Here is a 14,217-nt window from a genome sequence, read left to right as displayed (position 1 = left end):
CTTCTATAATATTGTTTTAGACGCCGGAGTCGGAAGCAGATGGGTTGGGATCAAACCATTTGCCTTGAATGCGGAGTACTTTTTCAATGATGTCGCGGACGGCGGTTTTTCCTCCGGTAAATGGAGAAATGTAGGTGGACAATGCTTTGATTTCTTCCACGGCATCTGCGGGGCATGTTGGCAGGCCTACAAGTTTCATGATGTTGTAATCGGGCAAATCATCACCCATGTACAGCACCGTTGAGGCACTGAGCTGATACTTTTCCAGGATCTGCTCAAAGACCGCAACTTTATCCGATACGCCAAGGTAAATGTTCTTGATGCCAAGCGCTTCAAAACGCTTTTGCATCGCCTCACCGCTACCGCCGGAGATGATGCAAACATGGTAGCCCTTCTTTACCGCAAGCTGCAATGCATAACCATCCTTGATGTTAAATGTACGAAGAAACTCGCCAGTGTTAGAAGCCAGGACATCCCCGGTGGTTAAAACACCATCAACATCAAAAATAAGGGTTGTAATCTCCCGAAGCTGCTGTAAGAACATTAGTCCTGGTTATCGCGCCACTCGTAAACCCAGGCCGACTGGATTTGCTCTAAATGACCTTCATTGCTTTCTTCTCTCGTGCCTTTAAAGTTCGGCAAGGTAAGTACCCACTCCATAAGTTCTGTAAATCTTACCCGGTAGATCTTAGCTTCATTAAATTCATCACCGAACTTCTCGTATAGCTCCTGAGCAATGTCTTCATAGTCGTTCCAGTAAATTGGAAGCGCAAATTTATCCTGCATATTCGTTTATTTATTTAGTTAGTGACCAAGGAATTCCGACTGATCCGGAATGGTAACGGAGATGTCTCCAGATAGTACTACACACTGACAGCCTAGTCTTGAGGTAATCCTCGGACGAACAGCGCGGTCAATGAAATCTTCTTCCTTGTCTGAAATTTCCTGAATGTTGTCCATGCCTGCTGTTACATATACATGGCAGGTACTGCAACCACAAACACCACCACAGTTGTGCTGTAATTGAATGCCGTTGTCAAGACAAACGTCAAGAACGTCTTCACCTGCTGCAATAGGAAGCTCCACAGGTTCTTTAGTTTTATCTTCGAAGTTTATTTTTAATTTATAAATGCTCATAATCGTTTTCAAAAATAAGAAGCCTAACTCGCAATTTTGTTATAGGTGCGTCTTTTTAATACTTTCACTTAAAGTTTTATAGATATCCTGTAAATCGGGCCGATCCTCTAGGAGCTGCAGGTGTTTAGACATGGTCTCCTCATCACCACGAACGGCAGGTCCGGTTTGCACGTCAAATGGGACCGCATTCTGCACCTTCCGGGCCGTCTCCATAATCAGGGGTTTCAAAATCTCAAAATCAAGGCCATGCTGTTGCATGATGGAATACCCCATCTGATACAAGTGATTGCTGAAATTGCATGCAAACACCGCAGATAAATGCAGCAGCTTACGCTTTTCAGAGTCCACAGGATAGCTCGCGCTGCTAATCAGCTTTGCTGCATCCTGCAACACCGCCATTGCTTTAGCATCACTCGCTTCAAGACATAAGGGTGCATCAGAAAGGTCTATGCTTTTCTGCTTTGAAAAGGTTTGCAGGGGATAAAACACGCCGTAATGTTCAGGACTTTGAAGTGCATCAATGGATGTTGCACCAGAAGTATGTGCCACCACCCCGGCTAACTTCGGCAGTGCAGCGGCAACATCTGAGATCGCTTCATCCTTAACGGCGATCAGGTATAGGTCGGCATAAATATCCAGCTCTGCCAGATCCGTAATCGCTACAGCACCCAATGTTTGTGCAAGTGCCCGCGCATTCGCTTCGGTCTTGCTCCAGATTTGTGTGACTTCCTGCCCTGCCTGTTTAAAGGACTGTGCAAGATGTGTAGCGACATTTCCCGATCCCAGAAAAACGATCTTCATGACTTATGATTAAGATAAAAACAAAAAACCTGCAGCTTGGTGCTGCAGGCCTGTATTAATTTGTTGTTAGTTCTTTTTTCCTTCTGATGATGGATAGTAAGAATCCGATGACCATCACGATGGTACCTACCCAATACAAGTTGATGAAAGGGAATTCAATGGATTTAAACACCACCCAGTCTTTCGCCTGTTGTGGCTTTTCATATACCTGTAACTCTACGGTGTTTTGCTCCGGTATAATCTTGGTGAATCGCACCCGTAAGCCCAGTTCATCAATGTTTCTGGCGAAGTCGAACGTGTTGTTCCCTTTAACCAGGAAGATCGGCTCCGTTTTATAGATCTTGCCGTTAAGGTTTACCTCAAGCGGAAGTCCTACAGCAACATCTTCTTTCGCAAGCACCAGTTGTTTCGCTGTTGGCTTGAAGTTTAAAGGTTTAACCGTCAGAATACCACTGCTGGTATGTACAGTATCACCCGGCTTAACACTTAAAATTCGTGGGGCCTTGTAGTTTTCTTCCGGAGAGTGACCTTCATGATCTTCATGCTCTTCTTTCTCTGCCGGAGCGCTGGTGATGTGGGTGTAAATATCAGTGGTCAGGTAGTGCTTCGTATCCGGCGAAGCGATCAATCCCATCGTCTCATTTGATTGTACGTGCGGGTTTAAGTCGAAGTCTTCTTTAATCGCTCCGGATTTCGAATCTATAACTTTGAAGTTTAATTTATAATAGGTGTTTGGCGCAATGGTCGTATCGTTTACATAAGTAACCGTGTATTTACCCATGGTTTTTGGCTCGTTCTTATAAAGCACCATGTTTTCTCCAGGCTTTTCTGCTTTTTCAAAATCCTTTACAGGGATGAAATTACTCGCGTTTAGGGAAATTGGCTGGCTCGTTGCCGCAGCAACCAATGCACCTACAAGCAACAATGCAAATCCCATGTGGGCAACAGCAGCACCGACCAGTTTACCTTTTCCACCAAAGCCTTGTACCAGCACCTTCGCATTCGCCATTATGGCAAACACACAGCTAAAGGTTAATAGCATGTACATCAGGTTGGTGTAAATGTGCGTGATGTATACAAATACAGCGGTGATGACGATTGCAAATACAACACTACCAACAAGATTACTGTAGAACTTCCTTGCATTGGTGCGCTTGTATTTAAGGAACTGTGAGAATCCTGAAATTGCGGTTACCAAAATGGCAAAAGGTGCCTGCCACTGGTTGTAATACTTAATTGGATCTATTGGAGGCGCGAAGTTGGTACCGAACACTGCATTAAATACAGGTACTGATGTAGTAAAGATCACCTGAATACAGGCAACAGTAACTACTAGCGAACCAATAAACATCCAGAATTCTCTGGAATAAGTTTCCTCATCTTTATTGGTGATCGGTAATTCCTTCCATCTTATAACTAAGAAGACTATTGGGATGATTAAGAACACCACGTTATATAAGATCAGGTGGCCAAACATACCCAGATCGGTAAAGGAGTGTACAGACGTATCTCCCAGAATACCGCTTCGTGTTAGGAATGAAGCATATAGTACCAGTATGAAGCTCAATACGATTAACAAATATGCCGTAAAGAAAGCATGTCCTGTGTTTTTAAAAGCGATGAGTACATGGACACCGGCGATAAGCATCAGCCATGGAATGATGGAAGCATTTTCCACTGGATCCCATGCCCAGAATCCGCCAAAGTTCAGCGCCTCGTAGGCCCAGAAACTACCCATGATGATACCAGCGCCTAAAACCATTACAGCAAAAAGCGCCCAAGGCAATGCAGGTTTAACCCAGTCCTTGTATCTGCGCTGCCATAAACCGGCAACAGCATACGCAAAAGGCACAACCATACTGGCAAAGCCAAGAAATAAGGTTGGTGGGTGAATAACCATCCAGTAGTTTTGAAGCAGTGGATTCAACCCGCGGCCATCCGTAATGAATTTAAGATAGTTCTTGAAGTTTTCCGGATCGGCAAAAACCACCGGCGCCATTGCTTTTAAATCAACCGCATCCCTTAAAAGAATGAATGGTGAACTACCAACGCGTGTACCAAGGATATCAACGCCAATGAGCATGGAAGTTAAAAACACCTGGGAGAACGCAACGATCGTCATTACGCCATTTTCCCAGCTCTTCGCTTTCCAGATCAGGATTAACCCCAGCAGCGACTGCCAGAAAGCCCATAACCAGAAACTACCCTCCTGACCTTCCCAGAATGCAGACACAATGTAATACACTGGCAGTGACTTGGAAGAGTGGCTATAAACATATTGGTACTCGTAATGGTGATTTAGGATCAGGTAAAACAAAGTAGATCCAATTGCCAAAACACTTACAGCGTTGGTGATAAAACCAAGGCGGCCCAGTTTGGTCCAGGAGTTATCGTCTACCTGTTTGTTGTTGGTGGCAAAGAAATAAGAGATGGTAGAAAGTAAAGAAGCGGCGAAGGCAAGAACAATAAAAAACTGACCGACTTTACCGGGGAGGAGGGTTTCTCCAATAAATTGTGTATCCATTAAGGCTTTAGTATTTAAACTATTTAGGGTTGTATGACTGATCCATCTTGCTTCACTTCAACAAGATCATCATTATATTTAGATGGACATTTCATCAGGATTTTGGAAGCATAGAAGGTGTCCTTCTCCATTTGCCCGATGAGGACTAGTTTTTCAGAACGTTCAAAGTCCTGCGGCTTAGTGCCATTATAAACCACTTTATTTACAGCACCTTTTTCATCTTTCATATAGAAAGCAAAATGATTGGCGTCTTTCTCGGCATCATAATACATGCCTTTCTCTTTTTCCCAATATCCCATTACATGGAATTCCCGGGACTCTTTAGATGCTTCCTGAAATGTAGAGTAGTTGCTTGTATCAGCATTTAAACTCACCAAGAAACATACACACAAAGCAATTGTTATTAAACCTATAATTGCACTTTTCTTCATGGTATAAATAAGATTTAAAGGGAATCACAAAGATAAAAATTAAACCCACCTATTAGGATGCAGGCCGCTCCTATTCAAGTTCTTGACGTTATATTGATAGTTCTCTGACAAAGGAATCCGCTTTTCAGAAGCATTCCGCAAACCGTAAAACCTATTCCACATAGTCGTTTTTTATCCATTGAGACATAGCTTTCTGCACCTTCAGCACCTTTGGCTTCGACACTTTACGGATGTAAAGATCCCATCCATTTCGTTTATAGTAATCCTGATGTTCAATCTCCGCAGGATAGAACGTCTTTATCTCCCGCAGTTCCGTAACGGGGATACCTTTGTAAACTCCGGATTGCTGAAGCGCATCCATCGCCTTAACCAGCTCCCGGTATTCCCCATTATTCCGGTAAAAGGCAATGGAACGGTAATCGGTACCGACATCCGGACCTTGCCGGTTCAGCTGCGTCGGATCGTGTGCGTAAAAGAAGGCTTGTGTGAGCTGTGCAAAGCTGATGACCTTTGGATCGTAGTAAATCTGTACGGCTTCCGCATGACCTGTTGTGCCAGACAGCACCGTATTGTAGTCGGGGTCAGCCGTTTCACCACCTGCATACCCACTAATTACCTTATGAACCCCCTTGAGCTGTATAAAGCACTCCTGCGTAGCCCAGAAGCAGCCACCGGCAAAAATCGCTACTCGCTCATCCGCCGCTGGCGCAGGCAGCACAGCAAAGCCGTTCGAGTCCTGAATGTCCTGCAGTTTCGTCTTTGAACAGCCGGCAAGCAGTCCCGAAAGTAACAGGCAATAAACGAAGTATATGTATTTAGTTGACAGCATCTGATGTATATACGTTCCTAAGGCTGAAAACGTATGTTTCTGATCTTCAACGTAAAGTCATATAAATCAAAAAGCCGCAGAAAGGTTTAACTTCTGCGGCTTTCCAAATTCATTATGATGATTATGGCCAAATACCAAGGTTCATGTAAGAAACAGCGATTTTGTCAATTGAGCCAACAAAAGCAGCCATTCTCAAGGTGTCTACACCTGGTTTAGCTTTCAATGTTTCTCTGATTTCATGGTAAGAGTGAATCATGGTGTCTTCAAGTCCTGAATTTACAAGTTCCATCTCAGAAGCACCTTTTACCAACATCGATCGGTGTTCCGCAGGGATGCTTTTACCAGTCAAACTCTCTAGCGTGTTGATCAGGTTGGCATTCGAGTTCTCTGCGTAACGGTTCTCCATACGTCCAAAAGCAACGTGCGAAAGGTTTTTCAACCACTCAAAATAAGAAACGGTTACACCACCAGCATTACAGTACATATCTGGAATAATGATACCACCCATAGCAGTGAAGATTTCTTCTGCACCTGGTGTAGTAGGTCCGTTTGCACCTTCAGCGATGATTTTAGCCTGAATATTTCTGATGTTCGCTTCTGTAATCTGGTTCTCAAGCGCTGCTGGAACAAGAATGTCGCATGGCTGCTCCAATCCTTCCATAGAGTTTTTAAACTCTGTAGCACCTTTAAAGCCAAGGATTGAACCCGTTAATTTACGGTGAGCAAAAACCTCATCGATGTTGAGTCCTTTCTCATTGTAGATCGCACCTTCAAATTCACAAAGGCCTACAATGGTAGCACCCATTTCAGAAAGGAACTTCGCAGAGTGGTAACCTACGTTACCTAAACCTTGAACGATAACGCGTTTATCGCCTAAACCAGCTTTTAAGCCAATTTTAGCCATATCCTCGCCTACGCTCACACATTCTCTGATCGCGAAAGCAACACCACGACCGGTCGCTTCTTTACGACCACGGATACCGTGTAATGCAATTGGCTTTCCAGTTACGCAACCCAGGGCATCTAGTGAACCCGGGTTCATAGTCATATAAGTATCGGCGATCCAGCTCATTTCACGCTCACCTGTTCCATAATCCGGAGCAGGTACGTCAATACCAGGACCAATAAAGTTCTTTTTAATCAATTCTGTGGTGTAGCGACGGGTTATGTTTTCAAGCTCACCTACGGTATAGTTTTTCGGATTAATCCGAATACCACCTTTAGCACCGCCAAATGGAACGTTTACAATGGCACACTTGTAAGTCATCAATGCAGCTAAAGCCATCACCTCATCCTCATTCACCATTTCACTGTAACGGATACCACCTTTAGTTGGACTCATGTGGTGAGAGTGTTCCACACGCCAGGCATCAATAACTTCAAAACCATTTCCTCTTCTAATTGGGAATTGGAAACGATATACACTGTTGCAAGCTTTAATTTGAGTCAATAGACCTTCCGGATGGGAGGTGAATTTTGCGGCGTTGTCAAAATTCGCACATACGTCTGTAAAGAAGTTTGTTTCGTTTGCTAGATTAGCCATTATTTGTTTTTTATGTTTTTCGTTAGTTTACCTAATTAAGGGTGCAAAATTGCATTAAAAAATATCATTAATGCAAATGGCCAACAACTTAGTGTATGCGTCACACCTAAGGTTTAAGTCGGCAAAAACAAGGATTAAAGGGAATAGAATTAGTTTTTCGGATCAGAATATTTTTCTAACTTTTTTAATCTTCTATCAATAGAAAATAGAAATAGGATTAATCCGAGCAGAATTATGGCCGCACAGGCTACTACAACATAGATTTTGCCCGATGCATAAACGCTTTGTTCGATAGAAGGAGAAGCATTTTGCGCGAAGATCTGAAGGCTGATAGCCAGTAATAACAGCGTACTGAAGAATTTTTTCATGATTATAGCGTCGTATATTTATCCAAGGCGCGTACCCGGAATTTAAGGGTGTAAATCCAATACCCAATCAGGATCCAACCAAGACAGGCCGGGTAGAAAACCATTCGCATGCGACTATCCAGGTCATAAGAGTTGAAGCCTGGATTTCCACCATTACCCGGATGCAGCGAGTCGGACAACCTAGGCAGTACAAAAAGCAGCACCACCATCATTGGAAAGGCGAATATATTATAGATGGCCGAGATCTTCGCCCGTTTTTGTTCTTCATCAATTGCATTCCGGAGCACCAGATATGCAAAATAAAGCAGCAATGCAATTGCCGCAAAGTTTTGCTTGACGTCAAAACTCCAGGCCTGGCCCCAGGTGAACTTCGCCCAAACGGCACCGGTTACAATCCCCAGCACACCAAAAACAACACCGACATTCACGCTTTCCACAGCCTTCAGGTCGTGAGTAGCGTTATTAGTTAGCAGGTATTTTATGCTGTGGAACACTGAAATCGCAAACAGGATGATCATGCTGAACCACATGGGTACATGAAAATACAAGTTCCTGATGCTTTCATGGAGAATCGGCAACTTAGGTACACTATGTAAGAAACCCGCTATGGTTGCATACATAACCAATAAAGCACCCAGAATTTTCCACCAGTTTTTATACATTGATCTTTAATTTAATCGCGCCAAAGGTAAGGAAATAACAATAAAGAAACCGCGAAGACCAGGACATTAATAACCAGCAACATCCCGATTTCATCTAAGCTCACGCTACGATCAAGGCCGTCTATGGCATTCTTGGTAAGTTTTATCAGTACAATCAGCACCGGAATGATCACCGGAAAACTGAGGATCGCCATGAGCATCCCGCCGTTCCCCGCCTTTGAAGATATCGCAGAGATCATCGTGAAGATACTCGAGAAACTCAGACTTCCAAGTATCGTTGCAACGAGGTACAATCCAAGATCTGCAGGTACAATACCAAATACCATGATGTAAAAGCCCAACGCTATGACCGTGAGCAACATCATCAGCAAAATGTTGTAAATCGTTTTTGAGATAATTAGCGCATGCGGACTGGCGATGGTGTAGATATACAGCTGCCTACCTTTACTTTCCTGAAGGAAACTTTTGGAAACAGCATTAATCGAGGCAAAGAGCATGATGATCCAAAACAAGGCATTCCAGGTAACTGGATTTGCGCTTACGCGTGATAAAAAGCACACAAAGATGGTGGAGACGACATACAACAGAACGCCATTTAAGGCATACTTTGACCGCCATTCCAACAGCAACTCCTTCTTCACTAAAAACTTTACCTGATTAAGCAGCGTCATACCTCAATAATCTAAATTGAACCGGTACTGGTTGGCTGCAAAATAACCTTATCCCTGCTAACAGTTGTTAAGGCTAAGGCGCCTGCAACAATTACAAACCAGCCCCACTTGTATTTCACTAATCCTGAAGCAAAGTTTACAGCCTTTTTAAAATGAAGAAAGCTGAAAGCATCATGTGACTTGAAGTAAACACCAGCCAGCGTTACCAGCACAAGTGCAATGGCAATCCACCCGCAGCTGCGAATGACTTTCGTCTTTCCCAAAAGTGATGCAATCATGGCGATTACCACAACCACGTAAAATACTGTGGCGATAGATACATCCAGATCGAAATAATTCCAGTTCCCAAGAACCGGAACCCGTATCAGCGGACATAAACCGCCTACGGCCAGAATTGCAGCGCCAATAACGCCCTGAACTTTCATACTAGCTTTGTGTGTTGATACCCATTTTATCTGCGAAGTGTGCACAGTAGTCGCGCAAATCTTCAACGATCAATTTCTCACCTGTTGCTTTCAGGAATGTGTCGCCCATAGTTTGAAGGGTTTCATAGAAGAATCTCTTCATCTCATCAACCGGCATATCCTTTGTCCAAAGATCAATACGTAAAGAATTCTTATAGTTATGATCCCATAGTGCCAGCATCATCGATTTAACGGCCATTTGTTCTTTATTCTCCGCATCTGTAGATTCCCACATCAGGTTCTCAGGTACGTTATTATCATCTAATTCTACGGTAATTTTAATTTCAGCTGTTTTCATTGATTATATAATTGTCGGGCAATCTCTATCCGCTGCCCATGTTAATAATTTTCTAATTAGCTACTCAGTACACTCAACTTCAAAATAAAGACGAAGACCAGGGTGAAAATGATAAAAGCACATTCTATCACCCAAAGGTTGCGGGTAGAAGGAATGAATTTGCGGAAGATTTGATCTGAAAGGAAGGATATCACAACAGCTAAAAAGCACACCGCCAGCCAAAGGCCATTTACCTGATGATCTATACCATTGGTAACTTCTGCCTTGTTAAAAATCAGCAAGCCGGCCATCACCAGACTGATTGCCGAAACAATGTTGAGGGGTGTCAGTTTAAGCTTCAAGGGCACTATCTTTTAGTTGTTTTCTTACGCTTCCATGCAGGTGTTTTATCCGTTTTCTTCTTCACTTCAAATACCCTTTTCTTTTCGTGGAAGGCACCTTTAAAATCAGGATCATCCTTGCGCTTTTGTGCATCTATCTCACGGGCCATCGCCTGGCGTTCCTCGTATGGCGTCTCTTCTATAAACACCTCTGCTGGTATTGGCATCACCGGAATCGTCTGGCGGATCAGCTTTTCAATCTGCTTGATGTAGTATTTTTCAGATTCAGTATAAAAGGTCAAGGCCTCACCTGTGGCAAGTGCCCTACCCGTACGCCCAATCCGGTGTACATAATCTTCAATGATGATCGGCACGTCGAAGTTGATGACATGGCTTACGTCAGACACGTCTATCCCTCTTGAGGCCACATCTGTAGCAACCAGCACCCGGATGCTTCCCTCTTTGAATGCATTAATGGAATTAATTCTGGTATTCTGCCCTTTGTTCGCGTGAATTACGCGCACGTTCTCCGCACCGAAACGACGGCTGATGAAAGCGAAGATGGAGTCTGCAACAACCTTCGTTTTACAGAAGATGATCAATCGCTTTACGGCGTCATCATTCTTTAACAGGTGTTGGAGTAAGTTTATCTTGGCTTTAAAGTTTGGAACTTCGTAAAAGGTCTGCGTAATGGTTGAAGCTGGTGTCGCACGTTCAGCGGCTTCAATGACGGTCGGGTTCTTCAGAAAATCGCCGGCAATCTTTTGTACAAGGTCGCTCATCGTTGCTGAGAAAAGCAGGTTCTGGCGTTTCCTTGGTACAATTTCCAGAATCCGGTGAATGGAACCGATAAAGCCCATATCCATCATCTTGTCTGCCTCATCCAGCACCAGGAAGCGCAAGCTTTGAGTATTGATGTGCCCGGCAAGATAAATATCCAGGAAACGACCCGGTGTTGCAATGATGATGTCCACCCCTGCTTTAACTTGCTCGATCTGGGTCTTAGGACCGATACCGCCGTAAACGACCACAGAACGCAGGTCTGTATATTTCGCAAACATCTTCACGTGGTCAGCAATCTGCATTGCCAGTTCCCTTGTAGGCGAAAGAATCAAGGCACGTGGATTTTCACCCTGTGCGTATTTCAGTTGCATAAGCATCGGCAGCAGATAAGCAGCAGTTTTACCCGTGCCTGTTTCAGCAATACCGAAGATATCCTGTCCGGATAAAACCGGAGCAATAGCCTGTTCTTGAATCGGCGTAGCTACGGTAAAACCGGCATCTTCTACAGCATTTAAAATCTGTCGGTTGAGTTTAAACTCTTCGAATTTTTTGGACATTCCGCAAATATAGGCATTAAAACAGGTGTGCAGTACTTTGCACCAACTATTATGCATTTTGACGCCCTAAAGACGCAGCTTGTTGCTAAGCCTTTTTCTCCAGGAAAGGAAGGCCCAGGAGCATGGTTTCTTCAGCGGAATGCGCAAAGTCCTGTATTTTGTTTATCGTCTGGTCTATTGCCAGATGCTGGTTATAATAATCCAGAACTTCTGATTTCATTTGCTGCACTTGTGCCTCATCCATTGTTAATGCCGTTTGAATCGCTTCATCCAAAGAGGCAAAATCCCTATAGCTGATGCAGTTCTTCAGGTGTTCTAAAGGTGGATAAAACAGCGCGTCATACTGTAGAATCGGGATGGTACCCACGGCCATGGCTTCAATCGCGTTGTGCGACCAAGGCATCCTTACACCTGGTAAGCATAGGTAAAAATCGCCTTTACTTAATATGGTTAACCAGTCTTCATCCGGTGTCCTGGCTTCGCTGATGATGAACTGCTGCTCCGCAGGCTTCAGCTCCAACCGCCGGTATAGATCTTCCTTAGTTGTGGAGCGCACAATCCTGGGATCAGATGCATGCCCGGATAAGATGTGATCCAGTGCCTCCACCCTTGAAATCGTACCCGGAAATCGTTCCTTTAGCAGCGGCTTACTATAGAGCTTTCGATCGAAATTACCCGAAAATATAATCCTGGTGGTTCTTTGCTGCTCCTGAAATTTATCAAAGTATGATGGTTTGAGATGTTCCTGATAAAACCTGGGATGTAAAGGATATGGCAGCGGATAAACCGCAGCCTGCTGTGATGCGTGATTACCATAAACTAAACTCAATACCTTTTTCTTGCGCTTTTGTACTTGAAAAGAGATGGAGTCGGGCTTCAGCCCTGTACTGCGGACCAGTTTAAAGCCCTGGTTGCTTAACATGCGCTTATAAGGCGTCTTCCCTGCAAAGAAATCAGGATCAACTTTCACAATCAACTGAAAACCAGAAAACTTTAACAACTGGCAAATCACGAAAGCATATCGTCCCATATCCTTGTTCAGCAGACTGCCCGATAGATTTACCACGGCGGTCTGCCCATGCGGATCATGAATCTCATGATGTTTGGTGTAGTAGAAGTATTTTAGAAGCTTTCTAATCTTTTTTGAGAGGTTTTTAAGTTTTCTATCAATGTACATTCTTTGCTTTAATTTGTCCACCGTGGTCATAAGGTAGAAATATTCTTTTGAATTCGACCAGCAGCGTACGCTGTTACCAACAGTACACAATCCGTGTCCTGGGATGCAACCTGCGGGCATCAGGCCGGAAAAGGTTTGCCTGCAATAACATAAACGATGATCATCCAAAAAATGATACAAACGGGCGTGGTCAAGTGGTCATAAAATTGTGCAGCAATTTGAGTAGCCCCAATTTCCTGCTTTTTGCCGCCTGCATGAACAATTCCCGAAAATTTATGGAGGCTTACGCAGAAACTCTTAAGTTTGGTCCAATGAACACCATCCTCCTTAAAAGCGCAACCCTGGTAAATGAGAACCAGATTTACGTATCCGATGTCCTGATAAAAGCTGGAAGAATAGATAAGATTGCACCCAACATTGAATATGCTGGTGCGATGGAAATAAATGCAGAGGGGCTTCACCTGCTTCCAGGTATGATAGATGATCAGGTCCACTTCCGGGAGCCTGGATTAACGCATAAGGCGGATATCTTTTCGGAAAGCATGGCTGCAGTTGCGGGTGGCATTACTTCCTTCATGGAAATGCCAAATACGGTTCCAAACACCCTTACGCAGTCGCTACTAACAGATAAGTACAACATCGCTGCAGAGGTGTCCCTCGCGAATTATTCCTTCTATATGGGCGCATCGAACAATAACCTGGAGGAGGTACTTAAAACGGATCCAAAAAACGTATGCGGTATTAAAGTTTTTATGGGTTCGAGTACCGGAAATATGCTCGTCGATAATGAACAGGTACTAGAGAACATATTCCGCGAAGCCCCAATTCTTGTGGCAACGCACTGCGAAGATGAAGCAACCATCCAACGTAACCTTGCCGAATATAAGGCACAATATGGCGATGCACTTACTATCGACATGCATCCTAAAATCAGAAGCGCAGAAGCTTGTTACCTTTCCTCAGCTTTAGCGGTTTCACTGGCGAAGAAATTTAACACCAGACTGCATATATTACACATCTCCACTGCTGCTGAAGTCTCCCTTTTTGACAACATAACCCCACTAAAAGATAAAAGAATAACCGCGGAAGCCTGTGTGCATCACCTCTGGTTCGATGACCGTGATTATGCTGAAAAAGGGAACTGGATTAAATGGAACCCGGCCATCAAAACAGAAGCCGATAAAAATGGTGTGCTTGCCGGATTGCTGAACGACCATATCGATGTGATCGCGACCGACCATGCGCCACACACCATAGCCGAAAAGGAACAGCCTTATGCTGCTGCACCTTCAGGCGGGCCCCTGGTACAGCATGCACTTCCAGCTTTGCTGGAGCTTTATCATCAAGGCAAAATCACTTTAGAGAAAATTGTCGAAAAGACCGCACACAACGTTGCCACATGCTTTAACGTTAATGAAAGAGGGTTTATCCGTGAAGGCTATTGGGCTGATCTGGTTCTTGTAAACCTAAACGATCCTTTTAAAGTTACACGTCAGAATGTGCTCTATAAATGTGGTTGGTCACCTTTTGAAGGTCAGACTTTCCGCTCAGAAATCGTGCATACGTTCATCTCTGGAAAACTGGCCTACTCCAAAGGGAAGTTCACCACGAATGAAACGGGCATGCGATTGGATTTCAAACGCTAATTTACC

17 protein-coding genes are annotated in these 14,217 nt (G+C 44.0%); 1 reads left to right on the top strand and 16 read right to left on the bottom strand.

Annotation, left to right across the window (positions count from 1 at the left end):
• Positions 1–16: 16 nt before the first annotated feature.
• The 16 genes from IEW69_RS01290 to IEW69_RS01215 all read right to left on the bottom strand — a co-directional run bounded on the left by IEW69_RS01290 (position 17) and on the right by IEW69_RS01215 (position 12,565).
• Positions 17–544 carry a KdsC family phosphatase gene (locus IEW69_RS01290; protein ID WP_188625009.1) on the bottom strand — a complete coding sequence of 176 codons (528 nt, stop codon included), beginning with the start codon at positions 542–544 and terminating at the stop codon, positions 17–19.
• Entirely contained in the window at positions 544–786 is a 243-nt protein-coding gene (gene iscX, locus IEW69_RS01285) for a Fe-S cluster assembly protein IscX (protein ID WP_188625008.1), read from the bottom strand. The genes IEW69_RS01290 and iscX overlap by 1 nt, the downstream gene beginning before the upstream one ends.
• Before the next feature lie 18 nt (positions 787–804).
• Positions 805–1,137, bottom strand: a complete 333-nt coding sequence (locus IEW69_RS01280) for a 2Fe-2S iron-sulfur cluster-binding protein (protein WP_188625007.1) — start codon at positions 1,135–1,137, stop codon at positions 805–807.
• A 39-nt stretch (positions 1,138–1,176) separates the two neighbouring features.
• On the bottom strand, positions 1,177–1,938 hold the full coding sequence (locus IEW69_RS01275; protein WP_188625006.1) for a Rossmann-like and DUF2520 domain-containing protein: 762 nt from the start codon (positions 1,936–1,938) through the stop codon (positions 1,177–1,179).
• A 55-nt stretch (positions 1,939–1,993) separates the two neighbouring features.
• Positions 1,994–4,462 carry a heme lyase CcmF/NrfE family subunit gene (locus IEW69_RS01270; RefSeq protein ID WP_188625005.1) on the bottom strand — a complete coding sequence of 823 codons (2,469 nt, stop codon included), beginning with the start codon at positions 4,460–4,462 and terminating at the stop codon, positions 1,994–1,996.
• 23 nt (positions 4,463–4,485) lie between these two features.
• Positions 4,486–4,893 (bottom strand): cytochrome c maturation protein CcmE domain-containing protein, encoded by a 408-nt coding sequence (locus IEW69_RS01265; protein WP_188625004.1) that lies wholly within the window; start codon positions 4,891–4,893, stop codon positions 4,486–4,488.
• Positions 4,894–5,044: 151 nt separating this feature from the next.
• Positions 5,045–5,722: a peptide-methionine (S)-S-oxide reductase MsrA gene (msrA, locus tag IEW69_RS01260; RefSeq protein ID WP_188625003.1), complete on the bottom strand. Its 678-nt coding sequence runs from the start codon at positions 5,720–5,722 to the stop codon at positions 5,045–5,047.
• A gap of 121 nt (positions 5,723–5,843) precedes the next feature.
• Positions 5,844–7,265, bottom strand: a complete 1,422-nt coding sequence (locus tag IEW69_RS01255; RefSeq protein WP_188625002.1) for a Glu/Leu/Phe/Val family dehydrogenase — start codon at positions 7,263–7,265, stop codon at positions 5,844–5,846.
• 149 nt (positions 7,266–7,414) lie between these two features.
• Positions 7,415–7,633 carry a CcmD family protein gene (locus IEW69_RS01250; RefSeq protein WP_188625001.1) on the bottom strand — a complete coding sequence of 73 codons (219 nt, stop codon included), beginning with the start codon at positions 7,631–7,633 and terminating at the stop codon, positions 7,415–7,417.
• A 2-nt stretch (positions 7,634–7,635) separates the two neighbouring features.
• On the bottom strand, positions 7,636–8,295 hold the full coding sequence (ccsA, locus tag IEW69_RS01245; RefSeq protein WP_188625000.1) for a cytochrome c biogenesis protein CcsA: 660 nt from the start codon (positions 8,293–8,295) through the stop codon (positions 7,636–7,638).
• 11 nt (positions 8,296–8,306) lie between these two features.
• Positions 8,307–8,966: a heme exporter protein CcmB gene (locus IEW69_RS01240; protein ID WP_188624999.1), complete on the bottom strand. Its 660-nt coding sequence runs from the start codon at positions 8,964–8,966 to the stop codon at positions 8,307–8,309.
• Positions 8,967–8,977: 11 nt separating this feature from the next.
• Positions 8,978–9,391 carry a hypothetical protein gene (locus IEW69_RS01235; RefSeq protein WP_188624998.1) on the bottom strand — a complete coding sequence of 138 codons (414 nt, stop codon included), beginning with the start codon at positions 9,389–9,391 and terminating at the stop codon, positions 8,978–8,980.
• A 1-nt stretch (position 9,392) separates the two neighbouring features.
• Positions 9,393–9,728, bottom strand: coding sequence for a gliding motility protein GldC (gldC, locus tag IEW69_RS01230; RefSeq protein WP_188624997.1), 336 nt, complete (start codon positions 9,726–9,728; stop codon positions 9,393–9,395).
• Between the two features lie 56 nt (positions 9,729–9,784).
• On the bottom strand, positions 9,785–10,069 hold the full coding sequence (locus IEW69_RS01225; protein ID WP_188624996.1) for a hypothetical protein: 285 nt from the start codon (positions 10,067–10,069) through the stop codon (positions 9,785–9,787).
• 5 nt (positions 10,070–10,074) lie between these two features.
• Entirely contained in the window at positions 10,075–11,388 is a 1,314-nt protein-coding gene (locus tag IEW69_RS01220; protein WP_188624995.1) for a DEAD/DEAH box helicase, read from the bottom strand.
• A gap of 85 nt (positions 11,389–11,473) precedes the next feature.
• Positions 11,474–12,565, bottom strand: coding sequence for a hypothetical protein (locus IEW69_RS01215; RefSeq protein WP_188624994.1), 1,092 nt, complete (start codon positions 12,563–12,565; stop codon positions 11,474–11,476).
• Positions 12,566–12,876: 311 nt separating this feature from the next.
• Here IEW69_RS01215 and IEW69_RS01210 point away from each other — a divergent pair, with 311 nt between their 5' ends.
• Entirely contained in the window at positions 12,877–14,211 is a 1,335-nt protein-coding gene (locus IEW69_RS01210) for a dihydroorotase (RefSeq protein ID WP_188624993.1), read from the top strand.
• The last annotated feature ends 6 nt before the right edge of the window (positions 14,212–14,217 follow it).

This window comes from Pedobacter quisquiliarum (assembly GCF_014642175.1).
Taxonomy (GTDB): domain Bacteria; phylum Bacteroidota; class Bacteroidia; order Sphingobacteriales; family Sphingobacteriaceae; genus Pedobacter; species Pedobacter quisquiliarum.
Note: the sequence above shows the minus strand (reverse complement) of the source record. Positions and strands in the feature narration are given on the sequence as shown.

Bases quoted from the DNA above. Each gene is read 5' to 3' on its own strand.
- IEW69_RS01290 (WP_188625009.1), bottom strand. From the start codon at position 544: ATGTTCTTACAGCAGCTTCGGGAGATTACAACCCTTATTTTTGATGTT.
- iscX (WP_188625008.1), bottom strand. From the start codon at position 786: ATGCAGGATAAATTTGCGCTTCCAATTTACTGGAACGACTATGAAGAC.
- IEW69_RS01280 (WP_188625007.1), bottom strand. From the start codon at position 1,137: ATGAGCATTTATAAATTAAAAATAAACTTCGAAGATAAAACTAAAGAA.
- IEW69_RS01275 (WP_188625006.1), bottom strand. From the start codon at position 1,938: ATGAAGATCGTTTTTCTGGGATCGGGAAATGTCGCTACACATCTTGCA.
- IEW69_RS01270 (WP_188625005.1), bottom strand. From the start codon at position 4,462: ATGGATACACAATTTATTGGAGAAACCCTCCTCCCCGGTAAAGTCGGT.
- IEW69_RS01265 (WP_188625004.1), bottom strand. From the start codon at position 4,893: ATGAAGAAAAGTGCAATTATAGGTTTAATAACAATTGCTTTGTGTGTA.
- msrA (WP_188625003.1), bottom strand. From the start codon at position 5,722: ATGCTGTCAACTAAATACATATACTTCGTTTATTGCCTGTTACTTTCG.
- IEW69_RS01255 (WP_188625002.1), bottom strand. From the start codon at position 7,265: ATGGCTAATCTAGCAAACGAAACAAACTTCTTTACAGACGTATGTGCG.
- IEW69_RS01250 (WP_188625001.1), bottom strand. From the start codon at position 7,633: ATGAAAAAATTCTTCAGTACGCTGTTATTACTGGCTATCAGCCTTCAG.
- ccsA (WP_188625000.1), bottom strand. From the start codon at position 8,295: ATGTATAAAAACTGGTGGAAAATTCTGGGTGCTTTATTGGTTATGTAT.
- IEW69_RS01240 (WP_188624999.1), bottom strand. From the start codon at position 8,966: ATGACGCTGCTTAATCAGGTAAAGTTTTTAGTGAAGAAGGAGTTGCTG.
- IEW69_RS01235 (WP_188624998.1), bottom strand. From the start codon at position 9,391: ATGAAAGTTCAGGGCGTTATTGGCGCTGCAATTCTGGCCGTAGGCGGT.
- gldC (WP_188624997.1), bottom strand. From the start codon at position 9,728: ATGAAAACAGCTGAAATTAAAATTACCGTAGAATTAGATGATAATAAC.
- IEW69_RS01220 (WP_188624995.1), bottom strand. From the start codon at position 11,388: ATGTCCAAAAAATTCGAAGAGTTTAAACTCAACCGACAGATTTTAAAT.
- IEW69_RS01215 (WP_188624994.1), bottom strand. From the start codon at position 12,565: ATGTACATTGATAGAAAACTTAAAAACCTCTCAAAAAAGATTAGAAAG.
- IEW69_RS01210 (WP_188624993.1), top strand. From the start codon at position 12,877: ATGAACACCATCCTCCTTAAAAGCGCAACCCTGGTAAATGAGAACCAG.